Below are 23,559 nucleotides of genomic sequence, written 5' to 3'. Positions count from 1 at the left end.
GGGACGGGTTCAAACATGGGTCACTTCTCAATGAAAATTACACGCTCCCCCGGGTCACTTCTCAGCAGCAATCAACAATCTACCCAGTGACCAGCGTTACCGGCGCTGTCGCCACGCAGGGCGCGAAGCCGCAAGTCCCGCTGGGCTCCGGTCGCATCGACGTCGACGATTGTGCGGTCACGACGAGTAACGATAAGCGTCATGTTGGCAGTCGACGCGCCAGTATCAACGACCAGGATGACGTTGTTCCTGCCAGGTACTAGTTCCAGATTACGCTCGAGAAGGCGAAAATATTCGGCGACCATCTCGGGTTCAGGAAGAACCGTGACCTCCGGTATGGTTGCTTCGATAGCATCCCGGTAGCGCGTCCGGGAGTCGTCGTCAGATATTGACGGCATGAGCGCGTATTTGCGTCGGCTCCGATATTCTGCTGGGATTCGTTCGAACAGGTGCCGAAGATACTCGCGGAAGATCGCGTCCCGGTCCAGGTCGCGAAAGGGCGTGTTCTTATCTGAACGGTCAAAGATGATCTGGCGAACGGGCTTCCCGTGGAGCATCCAGGCCTTGATATCGTCTATCTCGAAGAGCCAGGGCGCCCCCTCTGGGCGGCTGAGATGAAGTATCCATTGCTTGCGATTTTGGATCTTGGGGTCTGCTTCGATATAGCATCGAGACGGGAGAAAGGGCCGGTCACCCTCCTGCAACAAGAACCGAAATGCATTTCCTTCTATGTTGCTCATTCTTCCCCCGCGGATTTAAGCGCTCATTTGGGGAATCAACGATCACGCTGTCACAACCGGTTCGTCCCATTACCCAAGCATGAAAAAAGCCCCAAGAGCGTTTTCGCCGGATGGAAAGCGCAAGGCAAGAGTTGATGTAAAGCATCGGTCAGTAGCTTCAATGCTGCGCGGGCGACCGTTGGCACGCCGGCCAGTTTCTGCGATTTCGTGCAAAAGCTCGACAGGCTGCAACCAGCCCCATTGCGGGCAGCGATCATATGGCTGGCAGTCTTGCGAGACCACCCTTCGTTCAGCTCAGAGATCGCAGGCTGGGCAAAGTTTGACTTCCGTCCCGCTCAGTCTACCTGAGATGCTAAGCGTTCGATCACCCTTGACGTCACCCCGAGATCTGGGCACAGAGGTGATGCACAAATTGTGGCGAGGCCTCTTCGCCAGTCCGGATTTCCCAGTGATCTCAATGGTCTAGCTGGGGATATGGTTTTGGCTGTCTCCAAATCCAGGTTCCCCAGCCAAGAATTTTTCGAAATTCTTCAAATCGGCAAAATCCATCTCCTGGAAACGCCTTAGTTCTATCCCTGTCTATCCCGTGCATTCCCTTCGTGCGTTACGCGACAGACTGATTTCTGCCGTCCCAACGAAGGGACGCTGTCGTTGAATCGCCGAAAGCGCCGTTGGCACATTTAAGGCGGATCGTACCGCCATCCCATGGCGCAACGCTGCGATGGAACGTAAGCTGGCGACAGCCATTTGGTTCGAACTTGCAAGTCGTGCGATGGTCCTGCACCTTACGGCGTGAAATTCGGCGACCATCGTCTGGGCAACAAGGGAAATCGTCTGAACAAAAGGGAAGGAGCCAGGCATGAGAACGTTCGTCCTTGCAGGAATCCTCGCGCTGTCGGCGTCGACGTCCCTGGCACAGACCGCCACGCCTCAGCCGGCTGCTCCCGCAACTGAGGCGCCGGCCGATCAGGCGGCTGCCGCGCAGCAAAGCGGCCCGGCCAATCTGTGCCAGGAAGTCCTCGCCTTCATGAAGGCGCCGCCTGAGGCGCCCGCACCGGCCGCGGCAAAACCGGCAGCCGCCCCGGCTCAGCAATCGGATAGCGCCGCCAAGCAGGGGACCACCGGTTCCGGCGATCCGGCGAAGACGGAGGGCGGGACCGGCTCGGCGCAGAAAATCACCGGTCAGGATGGCGTGGCGACCGACGCCCCCAAGCCGGGCAAGGACAATGCAGCGAGCGGATCGGCGACCAATGCGCCTCAGAAGGAGAGCAGGGCTGCGCCGCTGCCCCCGGCCGATGTAACCAGCACGCCCAAGGAGTCGGTGCTGACGATCGAGGCGGCCGAACAGCTCGCTTCTGCGAACGACATCGCGCAATGCCAGAAGACGGCCCGTGAAATGCGGGTCGCCGGCGTCGCCATGCCGCCGCCGCTGATCGCCTTGGCGGCGCTCGACCTGCAGTATCAGCAGAAGCCGGCTGCCGAGCCCTCCGGGGCCGCCGCTCCGGCTGAAGGCGAGCAGACGCCGCAATAGGGGAGAATATTGTGGCGGCGGCCCGGCTATTGGCTGCCGCCAAAGGCAACAGGAAAGGAGTAAGCGGCGATGGGCATGATCTTGACGGGAATGGTTGTTGCGATCGCAATAGCGTTTGGGGCCGGCTATTTTCTCCTCGACGTACAGCAGCAAAAGCCTGCGTGGCAGGTCTACAGCACCGACAGCACGCGGGTCGGCGATCCCGGCCACAATCTCGTCGGCCAGAACTGGTCGGGCGACCCCGGCAACAATGCCACTGACAGTGGTACGGAAACGTCGTCCTAAGACAGGGAAACGACGAACCGGAGCGGCTCCGGCCCGCCTATCGTCCCGGACGTATCCGGGCTGCTCCAGACCTTTAGCCGACGCAGTCACCCTTGGTGATGCATGACCGACTGCACATAAAGGACCCGCCGGCCTTCGCAGCGGTAAGGAAACGAGCCGGGACGGTATCAAAAGAAAGCCCGGACCGATCGGTCCGGGCTTTCTGATTTTACAGGAGATGGCCTATTCTATTCCGCAGGTTCGGGAGCCGTATGCGGCGGCGGTACGCGGCCGCTGGCCTTGCGTTGCTGCTCCTCCACCCAGGCGCTGTGGTGCTCCTTGGCCCAGTTCAGGTCCACCGTGCCGGATCCCATCGCGTCGTAGGCGCCTTCCATGCCGACCGTGCCGATATAGATGTGCGCGATGATGACCGCGATCATCAGGACGCCCACGGTCGCATGGATATACTGGGCCATCTGCATGCCGTTGACGTCGGTGAAGTAGAACGGGAACAGCATGAAGATGCCTGAGACCGACAGCGCGATTCCGCCGAGCACGACAGCCCAGAAGATGAACTTCTGCCCCGCGTTGAAGCGTCCTGCCGGCGGATGGGTCTTGTTCGACCGGTCGAACAGACCCCCGGCGGATTTCAGCCAGTTCGCGTCGTAGCGATCCGGGAGATTGTCCCAGACCCACAAGACCAGAATGAGGAGCACGCCGGCCATGAACGCCCAGGATCCGAAATCATGCGCGTATTTCGCCCAGACCGACCAGGTCGAGAACGCCTCGGGTCCGATCAACGGCATCAGCAGGCGCTTGCCGAAGACGAAGTTCAGGCCGGTGACGGCAAGAACGATGAAGGCGGTTGCAGTGATCCAGTGGGCGAGGCGTTCCAGCGCATTGAAGCGGAGGATCCTGGCGCCCGATTCGTCCGCCTGCGTACGGATCCGGCCCCTGACGAAGTAGAAAAGCGCAAGCACGAGCAACATGCCGACGATGGCGATGGTGCCGATCCACGGCAGCACGCCTTCATGGAAGTCCTGATATTCGCGGCCTTGCGGTTGCTGCAGCGTCGCAGCCTTGCGGTCCGGGATGGTGACGCGGCCCTGGACCTTGTTGAGCTCATCGAGGAGCTGCTGCTCGTTCACCGCCTCGGCGGTCGGGTTGCTTGCCGATGGACCTTCCTGCGCGCCCGCCGGAACAACAAGCAGGCCGAGAGCCAGAATGAACGCTGCGACAGCCGGCGAAATCAGTCGGCCAAGGCTCCAGATCCGCATTTGCTTCGTCCTCCTGAGCTTGTTTCGCCGCGGGAATCCAACGCCCGCCATACGCTTGCTGGTCTAGACGTTGACCGTCTCCCGATAGGCTGTCTGCCAGCCCCACGCGCCCGAGCCGTAGCCGCGCTGCGTCACCCGCTCCTTGTAGATTGCCGCGATGATCTCGCCGTCGCCGGCGAGAAGCGACTTGGTCGAGCACATCTCAGCGCAGAGCGGCAGCTTGCCTTCGGCCAGGCGGTTGGCGCCGTACTTCGCATATTCGATTTCGGTCGAATCCGGCTCCGGGCCGGCTGCGCAGAAGGTGCACTTGTCCATCTTGCCGCGGCTGCCGAAATTGCCGACGCGCGGATATTGCGGCGCCCCGAACGGGCAGGCGTAGAAGCAGTAGCCGCAGCCGATGCACAGGTCTTTCGAATGCAGCACCACTGCGTCCGCCGTCGTGTAGAAGCAATCGACGGGACACACCGCCGCGCATGGCGCGTCGGTGCAGTGCATGCAGGCCATCGACACCGAGCGTTCGCCCGGCTTGCCGTCATTGATGGTGACGACGCGGCGCCGGTTGATGCCCCACGGCACGTCGTGCTCGTTCTTGCAGGCGGTGACGCAGGCGTTGCATTCGATGCAGCGGTCGGCGTCGCAAAGGAACTTCATCCTGGCCATTTGTGGTTCCTCCCTCTTACGCCGCCGCGATCTGGCAAAGCGTGACCTTCGGCTCCTGCATGCCCGTCACCGGGTCGTAGCCGTAGGTTGTGATGCTGTTGGCGCTTTCGCCGAGCACGTAGGGGTCGGTCCCCTCCGGGTAGTTGTCCCGCAGGTCCTTGCCCTGGAACCAGCCGCCGAAGTGGAAGGGCATGAAGGCGACGCCCTTGCCGACGCGCTCGGTCACCAGCGCCTTTACCCGCGCCTTGGAGTCGTTCTCCGCTCCGTTGACCCAGACCCAGGCGCCGTCGCTGATGCCGCGGTCGGTGGCATCGGCGGGGTTGATCTCGACGAACATCTCCTGCTGCAGCTCGGCCAGCCACCGGTTCGACCGGGTCTCCTCGCCGCCGCCTTCGTATTCGACCAGGCGGCCGGTCGTCAGAATGATCGGGAACGATTTCGCGATGCCGTTGTCCACCGCCGCCTTCTGCACGCTGAAGCCGATATTCGGCAGGCGGAACTGCTTGGCGTCCGGATAGGTCGGATATTTCGCGACCAGGTCCACCTTGGGTGAATAGATCGGTTCGCGGTGGATCGGCACCGGGTCCGGCAGGTTCCACGCGACCGCACGGGCCTTGCCGTTTCCGTAGGGATGGCAGCCATGGCTGAGCGCGACGCGCTGGATGCCGCCCGACAGGTCGGTCGACCACGACACCTTGCCGATGCCGCCCATGTCGTCGCCGATCGTCTGGATGATCCCGCGTTCCTCTGGCGTCAGGTCCTGGTCCCAGCCGAGCTTCTGCAGCACAGCCATGGTGAACTCCGGGTAGCCGTCGGTGAGTTCGGAGCCTTCCGTGTAGGAGCCCTCGGCGAGAAGCGTTTCGCCGTTCCGTTCGACGCCGAAGCGGGCGCGGAACGGGCTGCCGCCGTCCATGACGTGGCGCCCGGTGCTGTAGAGATTCGGGCTTCCGGGGTGGCGGATCTCCGGCTTGCCCCAGCACGGCCAGGGCAGGCCGTAATAGTCGCCGCCCACCTCCGGATCGTCCTTCGGTGCGCGCAGCGTGACCAGATCGAACTTATGCTGGTTCTTCATATGCGCCTTGAGCCGCTCCGGCGACTGGCCGCAATAGCCCGTCGACCAGCTGCCGCGGTTCATCTCGCGCAGGATGTCCTCGGGTACCGGGCGATCGCCTTCGACCGCGATGTTCTTGAACATCCAGTCGGCGAGGCCGAGCTTCTGCGAGAGCAGGTAGAGGACCTGGTAGTCGTCCTTCTGCTCGAAGCTCGGCGGGACGATCTGCTCGCCCCACTGCAGCGACCGGTTGGAGGCTACGCGCGACCCCGAGGTCTCGAACTGCGTGCAGACCGGCAGCAGATAGGTGTTGTCCTGACGTCCTGCCTGCACCGCGAGCGAGGCCCAGGTGGTCGGATGCGGATCGGCCACGACAAGCAGTTCGAGGCCGGCGAGCCCCTTAATCGACTCCGGAATGCGGGCGATACTGTTGCTCGCATGGCCCTGGACGAACATCGCCCGCATGACGTCGGGCTGCTGGACGTCCTCCTTCGGCAACGAAACCGAATCGAACCACCGCGTCAGCGGGATGCCGGGCGTCTCCATCAGTTCCTTGGAGGGGAACTGGCCGACCAGGTCGTTGTAGGGAATCTCCCAGACGCGCGACCAGTGCTTCCAGGCGCCTTCCGTCAGCCCGTAGTAGAAGGGCAGGGTGACCACATCGAGCCCGATATCGGTGGCGCCCTGCACGTTGTCGTGACCGCGGAAGATATTGGCGCCGGTGCCGGGTTTGCCGATATTGCCGGTGGCGAGGCACAGGATGCAGCTCGCCCGCGTGTTGGCCGTCCCGACCGTGTGATGTGTCTGGCCCATGCACCAGATGATGGTCGCCGGCTTCTGCGTCGCGAACATCTCGGCGATGCGCTTCAACTGGTCGCCGGGGACGCCGGTGATCGTTTCCACCTCGTCGGGGGTGTATTTGGCGACTTCCTTCCTGACCTCGTCCATCCCGTAGACGCGCTGGGCGATGAATTCCTTGTCCTCCCAGCCGTTCTCGAAGATGTGCCAGAGCATGCCCCAGAGCAGCGCGATGTCGGTGCCTGACCTGAAGCGCGCATATTCCGTCGCGTGCGCTGCCGTGCGGGTGAAGCGCGGATCCATGACGATGAGGTTGGCGTTGTTGAGCTCCTTGCCCTCGAGCAGGTGCTGCATGGCGACCGGATGCGCCTCAGCCGGATTTCCGCCGAGGATAAGCATCGTCTTGGAATTTCGGATGTCGTTGTAGGAGTTGGTCATCGCGCCGTAGCCCCAGGTGTTGGCTACGCCGGCAACCGTCGTCGAATGGCAGATGCGGGCCTGGTGGTCCTGGTTGTTCGTTCCCCACAGGGCGGCAAGTTTGCGGAAGAGATAGGTGCCTTCGTTGGAGAACTTCGCCGACCCCATCCAGTAGACGGATTCCGGCCCGGACTTCTCACGGATTTCGAGAAGCTTGTCGCCTATGCCGTTGATCGCCTCGTCCCAGCTGACGCGCTCCCATTGGCCGCCGGTGAGTCGCATGGGGTATTTCAGGCGACGGTCGCTGTGCACGAGCTCGCGCACGCTGGCGCCCTTGGCGCAATGCGAGCCGCGATTGAACGGGCTGTCCCAGGACGGCTCCTGGCCGGTCCAGACGCCGTTCTGGACCTCGGCCGTCACCGTGCACCCGACCGAGCAATGGGTGCAGATGCTCTTTTTTATCTCGATCGGCACTCCCGGCTGCGGCGGGCTGATCGCGGCGGCCTTGTTGACCGTGCCGAGCTGGAACGAGCCGAGCGCGGCCATCCCGCCGACGGCGAGGCCGGAGCGGCGCAGGAATGTTCGACGGTCGACGGGAGCCGATGCGGCGCCCCCCACCAGGGTCTGCAGTCTCGTGCGGCTTGCCTGTCCGCCCTTGCGCTTCGTCAGCATGGCAACCTCACTTCTTCTGGGGATAGCGGTTCACGCGATAGAACGCCTTGACGTGATCCGTCTCCTGGTAGCGCGCCCGCGTCTCCTCTTCTCCCGGATTGTAGGCCTGGGCCTCGGTGGGAACGAACGCGGCGGCTGCAACCGCAGTGGTCGAGGCGCCGCCGAAGGCTCGAAGGAAGTTGCGGCGGCTTAGCGCCGTCCGTCGCGTGTCCTGCATCTTCCTTCCTCCTCTTTTGCGGGCTCGGCCCAAGGCAGCGTCTAAGCGCTTCGCCGCGTCTCCATGGCGAAGGCTTCGGTTTCGATGTCGATGAAGAGCTGACCGAGGGCGCCGACCGCCCGGTAGAATTTCGCGGCCTTCGCGTTCTTCAGGTCGGCGAAGAAACGCCCGGCCCAGGGCGCGACATGCCGTTCGAAGAAATCCTGCTCTTCGCTGGCAGGAATCTCGAAGCGATTGCCGGCAAGGCCGCTCATGACCTCGCAGAGCGTGCCGAGATGATCCTCGGGGTCGAAATGGCCGGCGGCCCGCTCGATGCCGAGGCGCTTCATGTCTCCGCGCAGGCGGGCGAGCGGCCGTTCGTTGAGGAAGCCGGTCAGGTAGTAAGAGGCGTAAGGGATCAGCTCGCCGCGACCGACGCCGATGAAGAGATGGAAATATTCGCGGGCGACGTCATCGGCGGAAGCGGCTGCGGCTGCCTGGCCAAGTGCCGCGTGGGCGCGTCCCACGAGCGTGTCGTCGCTGCCCTGAAGACTGGAAAGCCGAGCCAGGAGATTGGCATCAGGCGGCGTCAGCAGCAGTGATGCGAGGAGGGCGTATTCGTCCGATCGCGCGCGGTCGATATCATCGATATTCGCGGGATGCTCCGTCGGCGCCGGGTAAAGATCGGGGCGCAATACGGTCCGCGGCAGGCCGGTAAGAGCTTCGACGGAAAGAACCCGTTCGGACGGGACACGACGCCACAGCGAAACCGTCGGTTGAGCAACACCAAGACTGCGGGCCAAGGCGGAAACTCCGCCCATTGCCCTGATGGCTTGCTCCAAACCCGCTTCCCTATGCATAACCATGCCCTCGGTACCGCAAGGTCATAGTATTTCCCTATGGGGATAATGCAATCCCTGGTCAGGGAAAGAATTCGTGACCTCAAGGCGCCGGCTCAGCGCGGCATCGCGCCGCCGTGGCGGAGTCCGACGACTGGTTCGGATACTTGCGACTGCCCGGTGTCATCGGTCGAATGCCGAGGCTTTGCCGGCTCCGCATCACCGAAGGCGGCTTCCGGCGGGTCTGCGGCGTCGGGGGGCGGGTCGGGTTCGAGCGGGTCTGTCACCGCTGAAGGTTCCGGCGTGTCGGCGTCGGCTACCGTATCAGGCTGGACAACCGCCGGTTGTTCAGGAAAGGCATCGGGCTGCCCGCCGGCGGTCGGTTCCGCATCGGGCTCCATGGCGCGAACGGTCTTCGACAGGAAGCCGACGACAGTTTCTTTTGCTTCCAGTGGGCCGAACCCTCCCATGGAGCCTGGCTGATTGAAGTCCCAGGCATATTCGGAGGGACCGACATAGTCGCGGATTCCCGGATCGAGCGACCACATCTTGCGCATCGCGGCGCTCTTGAGCGCCATCGGCACGCCCTTTCGCAGAAAGGCTGAAAGGTCGCTCTCGGGGGTAAGGTCCTCGATGCGGGGGAGGGGCTCGGCGGGCTCGTCCGTTTCGGTTTCCGCCGCTTCCTGTTCCTGCGATGCGGCGCCAACTTCCTCCGCAACCACCTCGGGCGACAGGTTTTCATCGCCGGGGGCCGGTTCCTCCAGGCGTGCGGACAGCTTGCGCCGCGACCACCGGGCAAAGACGTTGTCGTTGCCGCCGTCGTCGCTCATTCCTCGTCGTCCCCGGGATCGGAACTCGGATCCCGCCTGGCCATCGCCTCCGGGTCCGCGCGGTCCCGCTGGCGTTTGACGAAGGGGCGCTCGACGTGATGCGCCTCGACGAAGGCGGCGAGCAACTGCTGTATCTCGACAGGCATGGGGACGGCCTCGATGATGTCGGTACCGGTCCCGGTCAGCGCCTCGGCGTCGGCGGGATCGACGGTCACCAGATGCAGCACCACCCCTGGAGGCGCGTCCGTAGGCCGAAGCGCCACCCAGAGGCTCGGCTGCGGCGAACGCAGGTTTTCCCGGTACATCGTCGTGTCCGATCCGAAGAATTCGAGCTCTGCCTTTCCCGCATAATAGCGCGTCACTTCGGCGGTTCCATGGAGTTCTGTCCAGGGTGCAGCCGCCGGTGCGCCGGCGAGCACGGCAACCGGCATCCAGGCATGATCGACCCACGGATTCTTCAGCGCTCGCCGCTCTACGATCACCCCGACTTCGACTGTTTCCCTGATCAAGCCGCGATCCCCTAGCTTGCCGGCGCCGCGGCGCGCAGCGGCAGTCCGGCGACGAGGTTCTGCGGCTTCATGCGGATCGTCCGGTCCGGCGTCTCCGCCAAGATCAGCCAGATCGGCCGCGCGCCGACCTCTGGCCTGACTTCGCCGATGTCGGAAAAGCCGAGCCGGAACAATGCGATGATGCGCTCCGCTGCTTCGGGGTCGAGTTCCTTGCCCGTCCACAGCGCATTGCCGATGCGCGTCGCTTCGGCGTCGAGGCCGACGAACCATGCCCAATCGTCGTCTTCGATCCGCTCGACCGGCTCGATCGTCACGTCGACGGCGAGCAGATGGCGGATCCACGCCGCCATGGCGGTGGCGAGACCGCGCCGCGCCGTGCTGTCCACGCCGCCGAAACCAAGCACCATGTCGAACGCGTCGCTCCTGCCGAAATAGCTCCCGGCATTCTTCTCCTCGAGGATTTCGAGTTCGGTGACGGCCGGTCCGCCAAGCATGGTGAGCAGGGGGGAGGCGTGACGGTTCTGCTCGTGGACTTCTATGGTTTCGGCGTCGGCGAGCAGCAGCGCGCCCTCATGGAAGGTCACCCGCTGCGTCCGGTAGAACAGTTCGGCCGCGCGCAGGACGAAAGGATCGTCCTCGCCGTCGAGCGCATTGCGCAGCACCACCTGCGCAAGCTGGTTCATGAACAGCGGGGGAGTGTTGGCAGCCGAGCCGCGCGCCAGTTCCAGATAGGCGGCTTCGAGCGAGGGGGCCGCAAGGAGGCGGTCGCGGAAGGCGACCATGAACTCCCAGTTCTCCCGCGCATCCGGGTCGTCCATCGCGGCGATCTCGTCCGGACCGACCGGGCGGCGCGGATCGTGCATCAAAAGTTCGTGATGCAGCCGCAATTCGGCCTCGCACGCCTCTTCGGGCGGCAGCAGCTCGGGGCGCGCGAAATAGGCCTTGAGAAAGGCGTCGGTCACGATCAGCCGGCCGGCTTCGTCGCGATCGAGGAGGTGATGACCCGAAGAAACCCAGAAATCCTTCACTCGTGCCTTCCCGCCAATGCCCGGATGTCCACTTCTTCGACGGGCCCGTCCTCTTCCTCGACCTCGATGACGCGGAACGCCATAGCCGGATCGAGCCGGCTCACCTTCCGGTGGAGGGTGCGGAAGGACTCCCTGACGCTGCCGTCCTCGCCAGCGCGGCTGAGGGCAATCAAGGTGTTCGGCGGATGGTCGCAGAGGGATTGCGCAAAGGCGATCTCCTCTTCGGCGGCTGGGCGAGCGGCCTCCATGCCGGGCGCGCCGCAACGCGCAACGAGTTGCTCGGCAAGCCTCTCGACCGCCGCCGCGCGTTCCTCTGCGGTCGCCTCGGTCACGACGACGAGGGTAGACCAGCCGAAGCTCTCGATGCCCAGAAAGCCGGCGCGGAACGCCTGCCTTTCCTTGCCGGAGAGGCTTTCGACATCGGCGCCGAAGAACAGAAAGGTGCCGGTGGCGGCCCATTCGCCGGGTTCGGCGGCGCGGGAATAGACGAAGGTATCCGAGGGATCGAGGCGGATCGTGCGCGGCAGCTTCACAGCCATGGCGTTCCAGTCGCCGGATCGAGCCAGGACGGCGATGCGATCGCCTCCGCCAGGTTTTGTCTTTCTGAGGTTTCCTGTCCCGGCTTTTGCGAGCGCAGCAGGTCACCGTTGTCGGCGATCCGGGCTTCCTGGCCGATTGGGCCGAGGCGGTTCAGCCAGTGCCTGGCGATGGGCTCGAAACCGCCATCGCTCCATTCATCGAACGCGGTCATCAGGTGGCGGGAGAAGCTGGCGATGATCTCGCCTGCATCGGGGTCCTCGAAGCCCAGCTCGTCGAGTCCGCCGAACAGCGGCCGCAGGCCCGGCTCGCCGGTGCGGACAGCCACCGTTCGGATCATCGCCCCGAAGACCAGCCATTCCGGCGTCTCGTCGTCGCGTGTTCCCGGAGGCCAGCCCAGGCGGCCGCCGCCGACGAGGACCCCATCGACGCGAACCGCGTCGGGCCAGTCTAAGGTAATCGGCCGCGACGGCGGCGCATGCGTCGCGAGCGCATCGGCAAGCGCGTTCATGCCGGCATAGATTGCAAGGCGCGCATGTGCGAACGGCTCTTCAGGCTCCAGGACGACCGCGAATTCGGCGAGATCGTAGCGTCGCGCCCAGACCAGCGTGCCTGCGCCGTCCTCGCCGGCAATGGAGCAGGCATGCGCGAAGGCGTCGCCGGCCTCTCGCAGGGCAACGAGGCTGTAGAGCGGAGGCAGATCGATGGCGCGGTCGATGACCGAAGCGCCCACAGACATGATGCCGGTCCATTTCTGATGACGACGACCGTATTCTCCTTATAATGCTTCTAAAGTGAAGGCGCTACCGCAGCGGGCGGTGCCGCGCCGCGGGGAGGCGCAATGAGCCTGGACAAACCGCGCACGATTTTTGTCTGCTCCTGCGAGCGGACCATGCCTGGTTACGGTGGCAGCGTGGCCCGCGCATGCACGAACGCAGAGGTCCAGTCCGGAGATCATCTCTGTGGCGCCGAACTCGGCCGGGTCCGAAGCGCATTGAGCGCGGGAGGAGCGGTCACCATCGCCTGCACGCAGCAGGCGCCGCTTTTCCGCGAAGTCGCGGAGGAAGTCGGCTTTGCCGGCGATCTCGCATTCGCCAACATCCGCGAGACTGCCGGCTGGTCGGAGGACGCAGCCGCCGCCGGACCGAAGGCGGCGGCACTCCTGGCGATGGCGATTGAGCCGGTCGCACCGCCTGCGCTCGTCACGCTTGAGAGCAACGGGGTGGTGCTGGTTTATGGCCGCGACGAGGCGGCGATAGAAGCAGGCCGGCAGCTCGCCGACGAGCTGGACGTCACCGTCCTGCTCTCCCGTCCTGACGAAATCGCGCCCCATCGCGTCTGGGATTTCCCCGTCGTGCAGGGAACGATCCGGAACGCACATGGCCATCTCGGCGCCTTCGAGCTGACGGTCGACGACTTCGCGCTGCCTGCGCCTTCGTCGCGCGATCGGCTGCACTTCGGGACATCACGCGACGGTGCGATCTCGAAAGCGGACATCATCCTCGATCTCTCCGGTGGCGTTGCCCTGTTCCCGGCCCACGAGCTGCGCGAGGGCTATCTGAGGGCGGACCCTGCCGACCGGGCCGGAGTCGTTGCCGCGATCGCCAAGGCGGCCGGCCTCGTCGGGGAATTCGACAAGCCGCGCTATATCGATTTCTCGGCCGACCTGTGCGCCCATTCGCGCTCCCGCATCACGGGCTGTACGCGATGCCTCGACCTGTGCCCGACCGGCGCGATCACGCCTGCCGGAAACCACGTCGCCATCGACGCTGAGGTCTGCGCCGGCTGCGGCAATTGCGCCGCTGCCTGTCCAACAGGCGCCGCCGCCTACGCCGTCCCGGACGGAGAGGCCCTGCTTCGCCGGCTGCGCACGCTTTTGGTCGCCTATCGAGAGGCAGGCGGGAGCGATCCGGTCGTCCTCTTCCACGACGGCAACCATGGCGACGCGCTTGTCGATGCGCTGGCGCGCTTCGGCCGGGGACTGCCAGCGAATGTGCTGCCGGTCGCCGTCAACGAGATCACGCAGCTCGGGATCGAGGCGTGGACCGCGCCTGTCGCCTGGGGCGCAGTGGCGGTGAGGGCGCTCGCCTCGGCGAAACCCAAACATGAGATCACCGGCCTGGCCCGGAACGTCACCATCGCCAATCGTTTAGGCCAGTCGCTGGGCTACGGCGCGGAAATCTGCGGAGTGATCGAGGCAGACGACCCGGACATCCTGAGAACGGCGCTCGACCAGGTGAGTCCGGGCGCGAATGAAAGGAAGCCGGCGACCTTCCTGCCGCTCGGAGACAAGCGCAGCCTCTTGAGAAGCACGATGACAGAACTGCATCGCGCCGCGCCGACGCCGGTCGACCGCGTGGTGTTGCCGTCGGCCGCGCCGTTCGGCGGGCTGGAATTCGACGTCGAGGGTTGCACGCTTTGCCTCTCATGCGTGTCGGCCTGTCCGACGGGCGCGCTCTCCGACAGCGAGGACCACCCGGCGCTTTATTTTTCCGAGAGCGCCTGCGTCCAATGCGGACTTTGCGCGGCGACCTGCCCGGAAAAGGTGATCACGCTTGCGCCGCGGGTGGATTTCTCCGCCTGGAGCGCGCCGCGCCAGGCGGTCAAGGAAGAAGAGCCCTATGATTGCATCCGTTGCGGCAATCCCTTCGGCACCAAGAGCACGGTCGAGCGGATCGTCGCCAAGCTCGAAGGCAAGCATTGGATGTTCGCGGGGGAGAACGCACGGCGGCTCGATCTGGTGCGGATGTGCGACAATTGCCGCGTCGACGCTGCCATGAACGAGGGTTTCGATCCTTACGAAACCTCGCCCCGTCCGGCGCCGCGAACGACGGAGGATTATCTGCGGGCGCGCAAGGCTTCGGAAGACAAGCCCGTCTGAATTCAGTCGCCGCCGGTCTCGGCCTGCAGGAATCGGATCAGCGCCGCCCGATCCCCGGGATCGCCGATCGTCTGCTCGGGCATCTTTGTGCCTGGCGTGTATTGACTCGGACCCAGCTCAAACAGTTTCGACACCGTCTCCGGCGTCCAGACGATGTCCATTTCCCTGAAAGCCGGCGAGTAGTGGTAGCCCGGCACCGACGCGATCTTGCGGCCGAAGATGCCGTGCAAGGTGGGGCCGGCGCGGTTGCCGTCGTCAGGGTCGAGCGTGTGGCAGGCGATGCAGGCCCGGAAGACCTCGGCATCCGGATTGCCCGCGTATCTGGCCATCGGATCGGCCGCACCGTCCGGTGCGTTTCCAAGCCGTTGCCCGGTCTCGATGTCCCATTCGTGCACCACGCGATCCGCGCTGCCGGCCAGAAGCGTCCCGCCGCCGGCCGGGAAGGCGAGGGACCATACCGGCACGCCGGCCGCGTCAAAGGTGCGAACGGGCTTCAGGCTCTTGGCGTCGAGCAGCACGATCGCATCATTGATCCCGGCAGTGGCGATATAGGTTCCGTCGCCCGAGGCGGCGAGGGCGACGACCGGCCTGGATGAAACCTGTACTTCGGCCAGGATCGCGCCACTGCGATCGAGCTCACGCAGCTTGCCGTCGGCGCCTCCGGCGAACAGCCGGTCTTGGGCCGTTGCCGCAAGCGTGCTGAGCGGCGCCGGGAGCGTGACCCGAAGGGGCGCAGCATCAGGCTTGGGCGGCCAAAGAATGACGGCCGCGTCGTAGCCTGCGCTTGCGAGCGTGCCGTCGGAGAGGAATGCAACCGCGTTGACGTTGCCGCGATGGCCTTGGAGGACGCGCGGCTGGCCCCCTGAAAGCGGCCAGAGCCGCACGCTCTCGTCCCATGAAGCCGAGGCGAGCGTCGAGCCGTCGGGCGATACTGCGAGCGCCACGACCGGGGCTGAATGGCCTTGCAGGATGGATCTCGGAGTGCTCCTGCCAGCATCCCAGATCGCGATGCGGCCGTCCGCCCCGGCGCTGGCGAAGCGTCCCTCCGGCAGGGCCGCGACGGCGTTGACCTGGCCGTCATGAAACAGCAGCACCTCGCGGGCCTCGCCGGTTTCCAGCGACCAGACGATCGCCTTGGCGTCGAAGCTGCCGGTGATCGCCGTCCGTCCGTCGGCAGCTACGGCGATTGCCCGCACCGGACCGCCATGGCCGCGCAATTCCACGGCATCTGCGGCAATGCCGAAGAGAAAGGGAGCAATCGCTGCCAAACCTGCAGCAAGCGTCGTCTTCGTTGCGCACCGGACCATTCCGTGCTCCCTTGGCCGGCAGCGCCACCGTCGCGGGCGTCAAGCTTTGCCGGGCGGCCAACATCGTTCGCTACTGTTCGAGGCAATCATATGACCCAGAATATGGAAACCGATCCCTTCAACGTCTCCATGCGCAAGTTCCTCAAGCAGGTCGGCGTGACATCGCAGCAGGCAATCGAGAAAGCCGTGGCGGAGAAGGGCCTGAAAGGGAAGGGCCGCCTGACGGTCAAGGCCGTGATAACGTCGGAGGCCGCCGGCCTGAACCACGTCGTCGAAGGCGAGATAGATCTCGGCTGAGACGAGGCGCGGCCCGGCCTGGGCCGTCCTTATTTGAAGAACCGAATCTGCCCGGCAGGGCTTGGATCGTAGCCGGCAAGTTCGGCGGCGCGCCCGGCAAAGCTCTCCTCGCCTAGGAACCGCAAAAGCGCTTGGACCGAAGGCTGGAAGTAGGTTCGCTGCCGCATCAGGAGATCGAAGTTCTCCCAGGCCAGCGGCACGAAATCCAGACCGGCGGCGCGTTGGCGGCACGTCATCTCGTGGTTCTATTTCGACATAGCGCCGGTGCAGTTCATCGGCCGCATGCGCCTCGCCACCGATGTGCCGACGCTCTTCGCCGGCTCACCACCCGTCTGCATGAAGGCGTTTCTCATCCAATTAAACGATGACAGGCAGTTCGGGCTCGTGCCTTTAGTCTTCGCAGCCGAGTTTCCTCAACGCCCCGGACGGGGGGTCACGAGAATGCCCCTTCGCGTGCTCGTCTTCGCCCTGTTCGTCATGCAGTGTGCCTTGGCATCCGCGACGCATGCCGAGGGCGTCTTGAAGGCTGCGCTGGTGCCCAGCCTCGAGCGCGTCATGCGAGATGCTCCCCCGAATCCCATGTCGTCGCTGAAACTGTTCGCAGCCCGCCGCGAATGCGAGTCGTTTCAGATCGCCGTTTGGCGCGAAGGTGGTGGCCTTGGCGACATCGATCTGGAATTGCGCTCTGACCATGAGTGGGATCTTGCGCTCTTCAAAGAGCATTATGTCGAAGTGAGGCAGCCAAGCCCTGACCCACGTGGCGACAACCGGCCGCTCGGCGCGGGTTGGTACCCGGATGCTCTGATTCCGATCGAGGGAACCCTGGAGGGCGCTCAGTGGACCTTCACAGCGGCAAACGACGGTAGTGGAGAAACAACGCGGCTATTCTGGACCGATGTCTGCGTCGCGGAAAACGCTAGCCCCGGCGAATTCAATCTGGGCATTGCCGTCCGGTCGGGCGGTGACGAGACAAGTCTCGACGTTCAGGTACGAGTCTGGGATTTCGCACTTCCCCTCCAACCCGCACTCAATTCGCTGTTCCGGGTCGCTGCGCGCGATAGGGCGATGAACCGCTCGATCGTGGATGTGTTGTTGGCACATCGGCTCATGCCGCTTCATGTAGCGCCGACCGAGCAAGCCGAGTTGATCGAGGGCAGCGGCCTCAAGTCCACAGGCTTGTCCTTTTGGAGCGGCGACGACAATGTCAGGTGCGCGATGCTGCCGCCGCCCGATGTTGCCGAAGTGCGCCGAGAGTTGGCCCTGCAAGACAATAGGCTTCGGATATACAATTATTCGGCAGACGAAATCGATCTCTGCGCGTACCAGCCGGATTTGGTGAAAGCCTGGGGTCGTGCGCTGCATGAAGCAGGCGTCGATAATCTCATCACCATGATGCCCGAGAAAGAACTCTACGACGACGGGTCGGGGAGCGGGCGCTCGGCGGTCGACATCTGGGTAGTGCTCCCGAACATGTACGACAAAGCGGGCGACCGCATTCGCGAGGTGCTGGCAAAGGGAGACGAGGTCTGGTCGTACAATGCACTGGTGCAGGATGAATACTCGCCGAAGTGGCAGATCGACTTTGCGCCGGTCAATTTTCGCATCCAGCCCGGCTTTCTCAGCCAGAGCCTTGGACTGACGGGGTTGCTATACTGGCAAGTCGATCTTTGGACCAAGGCGCCGTGGAGCGACATCCAGACCTACAGCGGCTTCCCGGGCGAGGGGATGCTGGTTTATCCGCCGTGGCCGGGTTTCAGCACGCGCGTCGCCGCATCAATGCGGCTCAAATGGCTTCGCGACGGTGTCGACGACTACGATTACGTCGCGCTGCTCGCCGGGCTCGGCTGCCGGTTTGAGGCCAAGGCTTTCGTCGATCCCGTAGCGCGGTCCTGGCGTCGATGGACCAAGGACCCCCAGAAGCTAGAGCAACAGCGGCAACGATTGGGCGAATATCTCGAGAGCGTCACCAGAGGCAATGGCGGATGTGACCCCCTTTCCCGCTAGGCCGCCTGCAATTGCATCGGCCGCCGGCAAAATTCCCGTGATCGAGGTATGTTCGCCTCGTGACGGGATACAATGGTCACACGGCTCCAGCGAGGTTATCGGCTATCGCCCGTTCGGGATTTTCCGGACGACCCTGGCCATGCTTGTCATCGTACAGCACGTCGGACACGTCGGTCCAAAGGCGGATTGGGGTAGCTGGGCGACGGGATCCATTGCCGTGCTCATGTTCTTCACGCTCTCCGGTTTTGTCATGACGGAGGCGGCTGTGAAGTTCTATCGCGGTAGACCGGTGGCATTCGCGATGAATCGGTTCCTGCGCATTGCCCCGCTCTATGTCATCTCGCTGGTGCTCTCTATCGGGGCGATTCTGCTGGCGCTTCGGATGGCTCCGACCTACCTGCCGAACGATCTCGTTCCATACACCGGCGCCGAACTGTTCAGTCGGGGGAACCTCGCCTGCAATGCGATTGCCTTCATGCCTGGCCCTTGCGACAACGCGGCGTTCTTCGTGCCTTATGTGTGGGCTCTGCGGGTCGAGGTGCTGTTCTACATTGTCGTGGCTGCGGCGGTCTTCATCGGGCAATGGAGCGTTCGTGCAGCCGTTGCAGTGGCCTCTCTTGTGGCCACTGCTATGTTTGCTTGCGCAATCATCGGCTTCGGGCCTTCGGCATTTTCATTCGTTCCCTACTTCGTGTTCGGCATTGCTCTTTATTTCGTCGCCACCAAACCCGCGCGAACGTCACTCGTCGCGTCAGTTGCCGCCTTCCTGCTATGTATATGGACGACCGTCGCGACGGTCATGCCGGGGTTTCTGTCACATAAGACCATTTCGTTCGAGACATCGGTCTTCCACGTCGCGTTGTTTTCGCTTTTGACGCTAGTCATGGTTCTCCTGATGAACGCGAGGGTGCCGAGGTTCAGCAAAACGATCGACCGAAAAATCGGAGATCTGTCATATCCAATCTATCTGCAGCAGTACGCCATTCTCGTTTTGGCATCGGTTTTCCTGCCCCAGAGCTACTGGACAATCGCATTCGTCTTCCCGGCCGCCTTGTTGATCGCGTGGATTACGGACTGGGTGGCGGAAAGGCCCCTGCGGCTCGTACGCGATGCTGTACGGGGGCAAAAACTTGAGTCTTCGACGGGGAGAAATTCAGCGGTGAAGCGACGGACCAACAGATCGGGGAGTGTCACGGAGCATATGTCTGGGTGAACACTCCGTTGGAGGCCACCGGCCTGAACCACGTCGTCGAAGGCGAGATAGATCTCGGCTGAGACGAGACGCGGCCCTTGGCAGGAGCGGCGCCTTACTTGAAGAACCGAATCTGCCCGGCGGGGCTTGGATCGTAGCCGGCAAGCTCGGCGGCGCGCCCGGCAAAGCTTTCCTCGCCCAAGAACCGCAAAAGCGCCTGGATCGAAGGCTGGAAGTAGGTTCGCTGCCGCATCAGGAGATCGAAGTTCTCCCAGGCCAGCGGCACGAAATCCAGACCAGCGGCGCGTGCGGCAGCGTGCGTGGCGATGCCGCAATCGGCGCGCCCGGTGCGGACGGTCGCCGCCAGGTCGGGACCGGTGAGGCAGGGTGGCTCCAGCCGGTTGAGGTCGCCGGGCTTGGCACCGATGCCCGCCAGCAGCAGGGTAAGCAGCATATCCGCCCCGGCCCCGCGTTGCCGGACGGCTATCCTTGCGCCGGACGCAATCACGTCGGCGAGGCTGTTCAGCGATCTCGGATTGCCCGGCGGTAGCAGCAGGCCCTGTTCGCGACGCGCGAAGCCGACCAGGACCGCATCGTAGAGCCGCGGCATGGCAGCCACCGCGGCGACATTCGCGTCGTCGGCTTCGCTGTGAAAATGGATCGCCGCGACCGCGGCCTCGCCCTGCAGCAGGCGGGCGACGCCGCCTTCCGTGCCCTCGGTGAGCGAGGCCAGGCCGGAGCCCGACTGGCGCAGGGTCCATTCGAGCAGGTCGTCCTGGCTTCCTCCGACGATCGGCGGCGGCTCGTGCGGGAGCATTCCCGAAGGCCGCGCAAGCCCGGACATCACCCAGCGGTCGAGCTCATGCCGCGGAAAGAGCCACTTGCCGGCCACCTTGCTGCACGGGATGTGCCCCTCTGCGACCAGCTCGTAAAGCTTGCGCTCGCCAATGCGCAGATAGTCGGCGGCTTCGGAGGTGGTCAGCAGTTTCATCCTGCATTCTTATGCATATTCCTGTGCTGTTTCAACAATTTGACTTTTTGGGAAAAGCTGCGTGAAACGGCTTGGTGAGTAGGCGAGGCTAATGTCGGAAACAGTCAGCGCGTGGCAGCTCATCGCGTCCGGCGACGCGACACTGTTCGCGATCGTGCGGCTGTCGCTTGCCGTCAGCCTGTCGGCTGTCGCGATCGCCCTGGTCGTTGGCTTGCCGCTGGGCGCCATGCTCGCGCTGATGCGTTTCCCGGGCCGCTCTGCCGTTGTCGTGGTGCTGAACGGTTTCATGGGCCTGCCGCCCGTGGTGGTCGGCTTGACCGTCTATCTGCTGCTGTCGCGCTCCGGACCGCTCGGCGAACTCGGGCTTCTGTTCACGCCGACCGCCATGGTCATCGCGCAGGCGCTTCTGGTGCTGCCGATCATTGCCGCGCTGACGCGCCAGACGGTCGAGGATCTGTGGCTCGAATACCGCGAGGAACTGACCGCGATGGGCGTCGGTCCGGCGGGGCAGGTGGCCACCTTGCTGTGGGACAGCCGCTTCAGCCTCGTCACCGCGCTGCTCGCGGGTTTCGGCAGGGCCGCGGCCGAGGTGGGCACGGTGATGATCGTCGGCGGCAATATCGACGGCTTCACGCGCACCATGACGACCACCATCGCGCTGGAAACCTCGAAGGGCAACCTGCCGCTGGCGATGGGCCTCGGCCTCATCCTGATTTTCCTCATCCTGCTGATCAACGCTGCCGCCTGGGGCGTGCGGCTGTGGTCCGAGCAACGGGCGGGTTAGGGGATGCGTGCTGCAGCGAGCGATCTTCCCCTGGCTTTCGACGACGTGTCGCTGACCGCTGGCGCGACGACGATACTCGACCGGGTGAACCTGACGATCGGGCCGGGTGCGCCGACGCTCATCCTCGGCCCCAACGGATCGGGCAAGACCTCCCTGCTTCGGCTCTGCATGGGGTTGGCCGAACCGTCGACAGGCGCCGTGAGTTGGGGCGGCCGGGCCGATGCGGGACCGGAGCGCCGCGCCATCCTTTTCCAGAAGCCGGTGATGCTGCGCCGTTCCGCCGCCGCCAATGTCGCCTACGGGCTCGCCCAGGCCGGCTGCCCGCGCGGCTTGCGCACCCGGCGCACCGAGGAATTGCTCGACCGGGTCGGCCTCAGCGCTCTTGCCTCGCGGCCGGCGCGCCGCTTGTCCGGCGGCGAGCAGCAGCGGCTGGCGCTTGCCCGCGCGCTGGGGCGCCAGCCGGAAATCCTCCTGCTCGACGAGCCGACGGCCAGTCTCGATCCGGCCGCGACACGCTTCGTCGAGGAGATCATTCTCGACGCCGCCCGTTCGGGCACGAAAATCGTCATGGCTTCGCACGATCTCGGCCAGGTGCGCAGGCTTGCCGGGGATGTCGTCTTCCTGGTCCGCGGCCGTCTTTTCGAGCATGCCGCCGCCAGCGATTTCCTGGACCGCCCGGCAACCCCGCAAGCCGCTGCCTTCGTGCGCGGCGATCTTGTCCTTTGAGCAACCGAATGGAGATTGAGATGCTGACTCGCCGAATGTTCTCTGCACTCACCGCGCTGCTGATGCTGGCCGGCGGCGCGCCTGCCCTGGCCCAGGACCAGTCGATCGTCGTCGCATCGACGACCTCCACACAGGATTCCGGCCTGTTCGACCACATTCTCCCCCTGTTCGAGGCGAAGACCGGCATCGACGTCAAGGTCGTGGCGCAGGGGACCGGGCAGGCCCTCGATACCGCCCGCCGCGGCGATGCCGACGTGGTGTTCGTCCACGCCAAGGCCCAGGAGGAGAAATTCCTCGAGGAGGGTTTTGGCGTGAAACGCTTCGACGTCATGTACAACGACTTCGTGCTGATCGGCCCGAAGAGCGATCCGGCAGGGATCAGCGGCAGCAAGGACATCGCCGCCGCCCTCACGGCGATCCAGACCAAGGGAGCGCCCTTCGTTTCCAGGGGCGACAAGTCCGGCACCCATTCCGCCGAACTGAAGCTCTGGAAGGTGGCCGGCGTCGACATCGATGCGGCAAAGGGCCCCTGGTACAAGGAGATCGGACAGGGCATGGGCGCGGCGCTCAATACCGCCTCCGCCATGAACGCCTATGTCCTTTCCGACCGCGGCACCTGGCTCTCTTTCAAGAACCGCGGCGACCTCGACATCGTGGTGGAAGGCGACAAGCGGCTGTTCAACCAGTACGGCGTCATGCTGGTGAACCCGGAGAAGCATCCCAGCGTCAAGGCGGAGGCCGGCCAGAGCTTCATCGACTGGCTGATCTCGCCGGAAGGGCAGGCGGCGATCGGCGAATACAAGATCGACGGGCAGCAGCTCTTCTTCCCGAACGCGACGCAGGATCGCTCCTGAGGCCGGTTGCAAAGCGACTGGCGTCTGTCCCATCATCGGGACATGATGAGAACGCTTCCTCCGACCGGCGCCTTGACCAGCGTCGAAGCGGCGCTTGCCGCGCTTCTCGATGGTCTGGCGCCGGTTGTTTCCCGCTCCGTTGCGCTTGACGAGGCGCTCGGCCGCGTTGCGGCCGAGATGCCGGCCCTCCAGGATGCGGAGCCCGCTCACAGCATCGCCGCCACGGATGGTTGGGCGTGCCGCGCGCTCGATCTCGTCGGCGCGTCAGCCTATTCGCCGCTGATGCTGGCCGCGGCTCCAACCTGGGTGGCGACGGGCGACGCCATGCCGGAAGGCTGCGACTGCGTGCTGCAGGCCGATCTCATCGATTGCAGCGGCCCGATGGCCCAGGCCGTCGGCGAAGCAGCGCCCGGCCAGGGCATCCGCCGCGCCGGTGAGGATCTGGCGGCGGGCCGTCCGGTGGTGCTGGCGGGGCGAAACCTGTCGGTCACAGACCTGCTGGTCGCTCGCAAACTGGGATTGAGCCAGATTGCCGTGCGGACCCCACATGTCCGCCTGATCGATGTCGCCGCCGCGAGCGGCGAGACGCTATCGCGATTTCTCGTGGCGGAGAGCCTGAAGGTCGCGGGTGTGACAGTTGCCGCGACGGAGATAAAGACGCGTGACGCGGCCGCGATCGCCGCAGCACTCGATGGTGAGCCCTGCGATCTGCTTCTCCTGGTCGGAGGAACCGGAGACGGTCGCGCCGACGTGACAGCCGAGGCGCTCGCGCGCCGCGGCGCGTTGATCGCGCACCGGCTTGCCCTAGCTCCCGGCGGAACCACAGCGATCGGTCGGCTCGGCAGCACGCCGGTGGTTGCGTTGGCCGGCTTGCCCGACCAGGCCTTCGCCGGATATCTTGCCCTCGTCCAGCCGGTCCTGGATCGTTTGTCGGGCCGGTCGGAGCGAGCCGGGATCGCCCTGCCGCTCGCGCGCAAAATCTCATCGGCGGTCGGGCTCTGCGAGATCGCCCTGGTCGGCAGGGAGCGGGGCACGTGGATGCCGCTCGCCGTCGGCGATTTTTCGCTGGATGCGATGCGGCTTGCCGATGCCTGGGTTGCAATCCCTGACAACAGCGAGGGATATGCCGTCGGTACGCCCGTTGCCGCCCTTCCGCTCCGCAACCTGGATTGAG

23 protein-coding genes and 1 pseudogene are annotated in these 23,559 nt (G+C 64.6%); 10 read left to right on the top strand and 14 right to left on the bottom strand.

Annotated elements, in window-relative coordinates; translation table 11 throughout:
- Window positions 1-71: 71 nt before the first annotated feature.
- The gene (locus D8676_RS15985) at window positions 72-740 is read right to left on the bottom strand and encodes a transposase domain-containing protein (RefSeq protein ID WP_121582062.1); all 669 of its coding nucleotides are present in this window, start codon (window positions 738-740) and stop codon (window positions 72-74) included.
- Window positions 741-1,599: 859 nt separating this feature from the next.
- Here D8676_RS15985 and D8676_RS15980 point away from each other — a divergent pair.
- On the top strand, window positions 1,600-2,271 hold the full coding sequence (locus D8676_RS15980) for a hypothetical protein (protein ID WP_121582061.1): 672 nt from the start codon (window positions 1,600-1,602) through the stop codon (window positions 2,269-2,271).
- 69 nt (window positions 2,272-2,340) lie between these two features.
- Complete coding sequence (locus D8676_RS15975; RefSeq protein WP_121582060.1) at window positions 2,341-2,556, top strand: hypothetical protein; 216 nt, start codon at window positions 2,341-2,343, stop codon at window positions 2,554-2,556.
- 227 nt (window positions 2,557-2,783) lie between these two features.
- Here D8676_RS15975 and D8676_RS15970 read toward each other — a convergent pair whose 3' ends face one another.
- The 10 genes from D8676_RS15970 to D8676_RS15925 form a co-directional block, all read right to left on the bottom strand.
- Complete coding sequence (locus D8676_RS15970; RefSeq protein WP_121582059.1) at window positions 2,784-3,812, bottom strand: formate dehydrogenase subunit gamma; 1,029 nt, start codon at window positions 3,810-3,812, stop codon at window positions 2,784-2,786.
- Window positions 3,813-3,875: 63 nt separating this feature from the next.
- Window positions 3,876-4,472 carry a formate dehydrogenase FDH3 subunit beta gene (fdh3B, locus tag D8676_RS15965; RefSeq protein WP_121582058.1) on the bottom strand — a complete coding sequence of 199 codons (597 nt, stop codon included), beginning with the start codon at window positions 4,470-4,472 and terminating at the stop codon, window positions 3,876-3,878.
- A 16-nt stretch (window positions 4,473-4,488) separates the two neighbouring features.
- The gene (locus D8676_RS15960; RefSeq protein ID WP_121582057.1) at window positions 4,489-7,410 is read right to left on the bottom strand and encodes a formate dehydrogenase subunit alpha; all 2,922 of its coding nucleotides are present in this window, start codon (window positions 7,408-7,410) and stop codon (window positions 4,489-4,491) included.
- 7 nt (window positions 7,411-7,417) lie between these two features.
- Window positions 7,418-7,627 carry a formate dehydrogenase gene (locus D8676_RS15955; protein WP_121582056.1) on the bottom strand — a complete coding sequence of 70 codons (210 nt, stop codon included), beginning with the start codon at window positions 7,625-7,627 and terminating at the stop codon, window positions 7,418-7,420.
- Window positions 7,628-7,668: 41 nt separating this feature from the next.
- Window positions 7,669-8,472 carry a Cro/CI family transcriptional regulator gene (locus tag D8676_RS15950; protein ID WP_121582055.1) on the bottom strand — a complete coding sequence of 268 codons (804 nt, stop codon included), beginning with the start codon at window positions 8,470-8,472 and terminating at the stop codon, window positions 7,669-7,671.
- Between the two features lie 89 nt (window positions 8,473-8,561).
- Window positions 8,562-9,275: a DUF3306 domain-containing protein gene (locus D8676_RS15945; RefSeq protein ID WP_121582054.1), complete on the bottom strand. Its 714-nt coding sequence runs from the start codon at window positions 9,273-9,275 to the stop codon at window positions 8,562-8,564.
- Entirely contained in the window at window positions 9,272-9,784 is a 513-nt protein-coding gene (locus tag D8676_RS15940) for a DUF3305 domain-containing protein (protein WP_121582053.1), read from the bottom strand. Before D8676_RS15940 ends, D8676_RS15945 begins: the two co-directional genes overlap by 4 nt.
- Window positions 9,785-9,795: 11 nt before the next feature.
- On the bottom strand, window positions 9,796-10,812 hold the full coding sequence (locus D8676_RS15935; RefSeq protein ID WP_121582052.1) for a DUF6352 family protein: 1,017 nt from the start codon (window positions 10,810-10,812) through the stop codon (window positions 9,796-9,798).
- Complete coding sequence (locus D8676_RS15930; RefSeq protein WP_121582051.1) at window positions 10,809-11,351, bottom strand: DUF6505 family protein; 543 nt, start codon at window positions 11,349-11,351, stop codon at window positions 10,809-10,811. The genes D8676_RS15935 and D8676_RS15930 overlap by 4 nt, the downstream gene beginning before the upstream one ends.
- Window positions 11,342-12,088 (bottom strand): biotin/lipoate--protein ligase family protein, encoded by a 747-nt coding sequence (locus D8676_RS15925; RefSeq protein WP_121582050.1) that lies wholly within the window; start codon window positions 12,086-12,088, stop codon window positions 11,342-11,344. The genes D8676_RS15930 and D8676_RS15925 overlap by 10 nt, the downstream gene beginning before the upstream one ends.
- 102 nt (window positions 12,089-12,190) lie before the next feature.
- Between D8676_RS15925 and D8676_RS15920 the strand changes: the two genes are divergently transcribed.
- Window positions 12,191-14,230, top strand: coding sequence for a 4Fe-4S binding protein (locus tag D8676_RS15920; RefSeq protein WP_121582049.1), 2,040 nt, complete (start codon window positions 12,191-12,193; stop codon window positions 14,228-14,230).
- 2 nt (window positions 14,231-14,232) lie between these two features.
- Here D8676_RS15920 and D8676_RS15915 read toward each other — a convergent pair whose 3' ends face one another.
- The gene (locus tag D8676_RS15915) at window positions 14,233-15,537 is read right to left on the bottom strand and encodes a hypothetical protein (protein ID WP_121582048.1); all 1,305 of its coding nucleotides are present in this window, start codon (window positions 15,535-15,537) and stop codon (window positions 14,233-14,235) included.
- 90 nt (window positions 15,538-15,627) lie between these two features.
- Between D8676_RS15915 and D8676_RS15910 the strand changes: the two genes are divergently transcribed.
- Entirely contained in the window at window positions 15,628-15,834 is a 207-nt protein-coding gene (locus D8676_RS15910; protein ID WP_121582047.1) for a DUF6494 family protein, read from the top strand.
- A 29-nt stretch (window positions 15,835-15,863) separates the two neighbouring features.
- Here the strand turns inward: D8676_RS15910 and D8676_RS15905 are convergent.
- Window positions 15,864-16,055, bottom strand: a pseudogene (locus tag D8676_RS15905) (substrate-binding domain-containing protein); the annotation flags it as partial.
- A 43-nt stretch (window positions 16,056-16,098) separates the two neighbouring features.
- Between D8676_RS15905 and D8676_RS15900 the strand changes: the two are divergent.
- Both D8676_RS15900 and D8676_RS15895 read left to right on the top strand, forming a co-directional pair.
- Window positions 16,099-17,838 carry a DUF4091 domain-containing protein gene (locus tag D8676_RS15900; RefSeq protein WP_121582046.1) on the top strand — a complete coding sequence of 580 codons (1,740 nt, stop codon included), beginning with the start codon at window positions 16,099-16,101 and terminating at the stop codon, window positions 17,836-17,838.
- Window positions 17,810-19,051 (top strand): acyltransferase, encoded by a 1,242-nt coding sequence (locus D8676_RS15895; protein ID WP_121582045.1) that lies wholly within the window; start codon window positions 17,810-17,812, stop codon window positions 19,049-19,051. The genes D8676_RS15900 and D8676_RS15895 overlap by 29 nt, the downstream gene beginning before the upstream one ends.
- 94 nt (window positions 19,052-19,145) lie before the next feature.
- On the opposite strand, the gene D8676_RS15890 is transcribed toward D8676_RS15895, so the two are convergent.
- Window positions 19,146-20,021, bottom strand: a complete 876-nt coding sequence (locus D8676_RS15890; RefSeq protein WP_121582044.1) for a helix-turn-helix transcriptional regulator — start codon at window positions 20,019-20,021, stop codon at window positions 19,146-19,148.
- A 91-nt stretch (window positions 20,022-20,112) separates the two neighbouring features.
- Here D8676_RS15890 and D8676_RS15885 point away from each other — a divergent pair, with 91 nt between their 5' ends.
- The 4 genes from D8676_RS15885 to D8676_RS15870 all read left to right on the top strand — a co-directional run bounded on the left by D8676_RS15885 (window position 20,113) and on the right by D8676_RS15870 (window position 23,558).
- Window positions 20,113-20,805 (top strand): ABC transporter permease, encoded by a 693-nt coding sequence (locus tag D8676_RS15885; RefSeq protein ID WP_121582043.1) that lies wholly within the window; start codon window positions 20,113-20,115, stop codon window positions 20,803-20,805.
- A 3-nt stretch (window positions 20,806-20,808) separates the two neighbouring features.
- Window positions 20,809-21,531: an ATP-binding cassette domain-containing protein gene (locus D8676_RS15880; RefSeq protein ID WP_121582042.1), complete on the top strand. Its 723-nt coding sequence runs from the start codon at window positions 20,809-20,811 to the stop codon at window positions 21,529-21,531.
- 20 nt (window positions 21,532-21,551) lie between these two features.
- Entirely contained in the window at window positions 21,552-22,385 is an 834-nt protein-coding gene (locus D8676_RS15875; protein WP_121582090.1) for an extracellular solute-binding protein, read from the top strand.
- 72 nt (window positions 22,386-22,457) lie between these two features.
- Window positions 22,458-23,558, top strand: a complete 1,101-nt coding sequence (locus D8676_RS15870; protein ID WP_348629017.1) for a molybdopterin-binding protein — start codon at window positions 22,458-22,460, stop codon at window positions 23,556-23,558.
- Window position 23,559: the final 1 nt, after the last annotated feature.

Origin of the sequence: Mesorhizobium sp. YM1C-6-2 (genome assembly GCF_003666685.1) — a bacterium.
In the GTDB taxonomy this organism is placed as follows: Bacteria; Pseudomonadota; Alphaproteobacteria; order Rhizobiales; family Rhizobiaceae; genus Mesorhizobium_K.
Note: the sequence above shows the minus strand (reverse complement) of the source record. Positions and strands in the feature narration are given on the sequence as shown.

Bases quoted from the DNA above. Each gene is read 5' to 3' on its own strand.
- D8676_RS15985 (WP_121582062.1), bottom strand. From the start codon at position 740: ATGAGCAACATAGAAGGAAATGCATTTCGGTTCTTGTTGCAGGAGGGT.
- D8676_RS15980 (WP_121582061.1), top strand. From the start codon at position 1,600: ATGAGAACGTTCGTCCTTGCAGGAATCCTCGCGCTGTCGGCGTCGACG.
- D8676_RS15975 (WP_121582060.1), top strand. From the start codon at position 2,341: ATGGGCATGATCTTGACGGGAATGGTTGTTGCGATCGCAATAGCGTTT.
- D8676_RS15970 (WP_121582059.1), bottom strand. From the start codon at position 3,812: ATGCGGATCTGGAGCCTTGGCCGACTGATTTCGCCGGCTGTCGCAGCG.
- fdh3B (WP_121582058.1), bottom strand. From the start codon at position 4,472: ATGGCCAGGATGAAGTTCCTTTGCGACGCCGACCGCTGCATCGAATGC.
- D8676_RS15960 (WP_121582057.1), bottom strand. From the start codon at position 7,410: ATGCTGACGAAGCGCAAGGGCGGACAGGCAAGCCGCACGAGACTGCAG.
- D8676_RS15955 (WP_121582056.1), bottom strand. From the start codon at position 7,627: ATGCAGGACACGCGACGGACGGCGCTAAGCCGCCGCAACTTCCTTCGA.
- D8676_RS15950 (WP_121582055.1), bottom strand. From the start codon at position 8,472: ATGGTTATGCATAGGGAAGCGGGTTTGGAGCAAGCCATCAGGGCAATG.
- D8676_RS15945 (WP_121582054.1), bottom strand. From the start codon at position 9,275: ATGAGCGACGACGGCGGCAACGACAACGTCTTTGCCCGGTGGTCGCGG.
- D8676_RS15930 (WP_121582051.1), bottom strand. From the start codon at position 11,351: ATGGCTGTGAAGCTGCCGCGCACGATCCGCCTCGATCCCTCGGATACC.
- D8676_RS15925 (WP_121582050.1), bottom strand. From the start codon at position 12,088: ATGTCTGTGGGCGCTTCGGTCATCGACCGCGCCATCGATCTGCCTCCG.
- D8676_RS15920 (WP_121582049.1), top strand. From the start codon at position 12,191: ATGAGCCTGGACAAACCGCGCACGATTTTTGTCTGCTCCTGCGAGCGG.
- D8676_RS15915 (WP_121582048.1), bottom strand. From the start codon at position 15,537: ATGGTCCGGTGCGCAACGAAGACGACGCTTGCTGCAGGTTTGGCAGCG.
- D8676_RS15910 (WP_121582047.1), top strand. From the start codon at position 15,628: ATGACCCAGAATATGGAAACCGATCCCTTCAACGTCTCCATGCGCAAG.
- D8676_RS15895 (WP_121582045.1), top strand. From the start codon at position 17,810: ATGGCGGATGTGACCCCCTTTCCCGCTAGGCCGCCTGCAATTGCATCG.
- D8676_RS15890 (WP_121582044.1), bottom strand. From the start codon at position 20,021: ATGAAACTGCTGACCACCTCCGAAGCCGCCGACTATCTGCGCATTGGC.
- D8676_RS15885 (WP_121582043.1), top strand. From the start codon at position 20,113: ATGTCGGAAACAGTCAGCGCGTGGCAGCTCATCGCGTCCGGCGACGCG.
- D8676_RS15880 (WP_121582042.1), top strand. From the start codon at position 20,809: ATGCGTGCTGCAGCGAGCGATCTTCCCCTGGCTTTCGACGACGTGTCG.
- D8676_RS15875 (WP_121582090.1), top strand. From the start codon at position 21,552: ATGCTGACTCGCCGAATGTTCTCTGCACTCACCGCGCTGCTGATGCTG.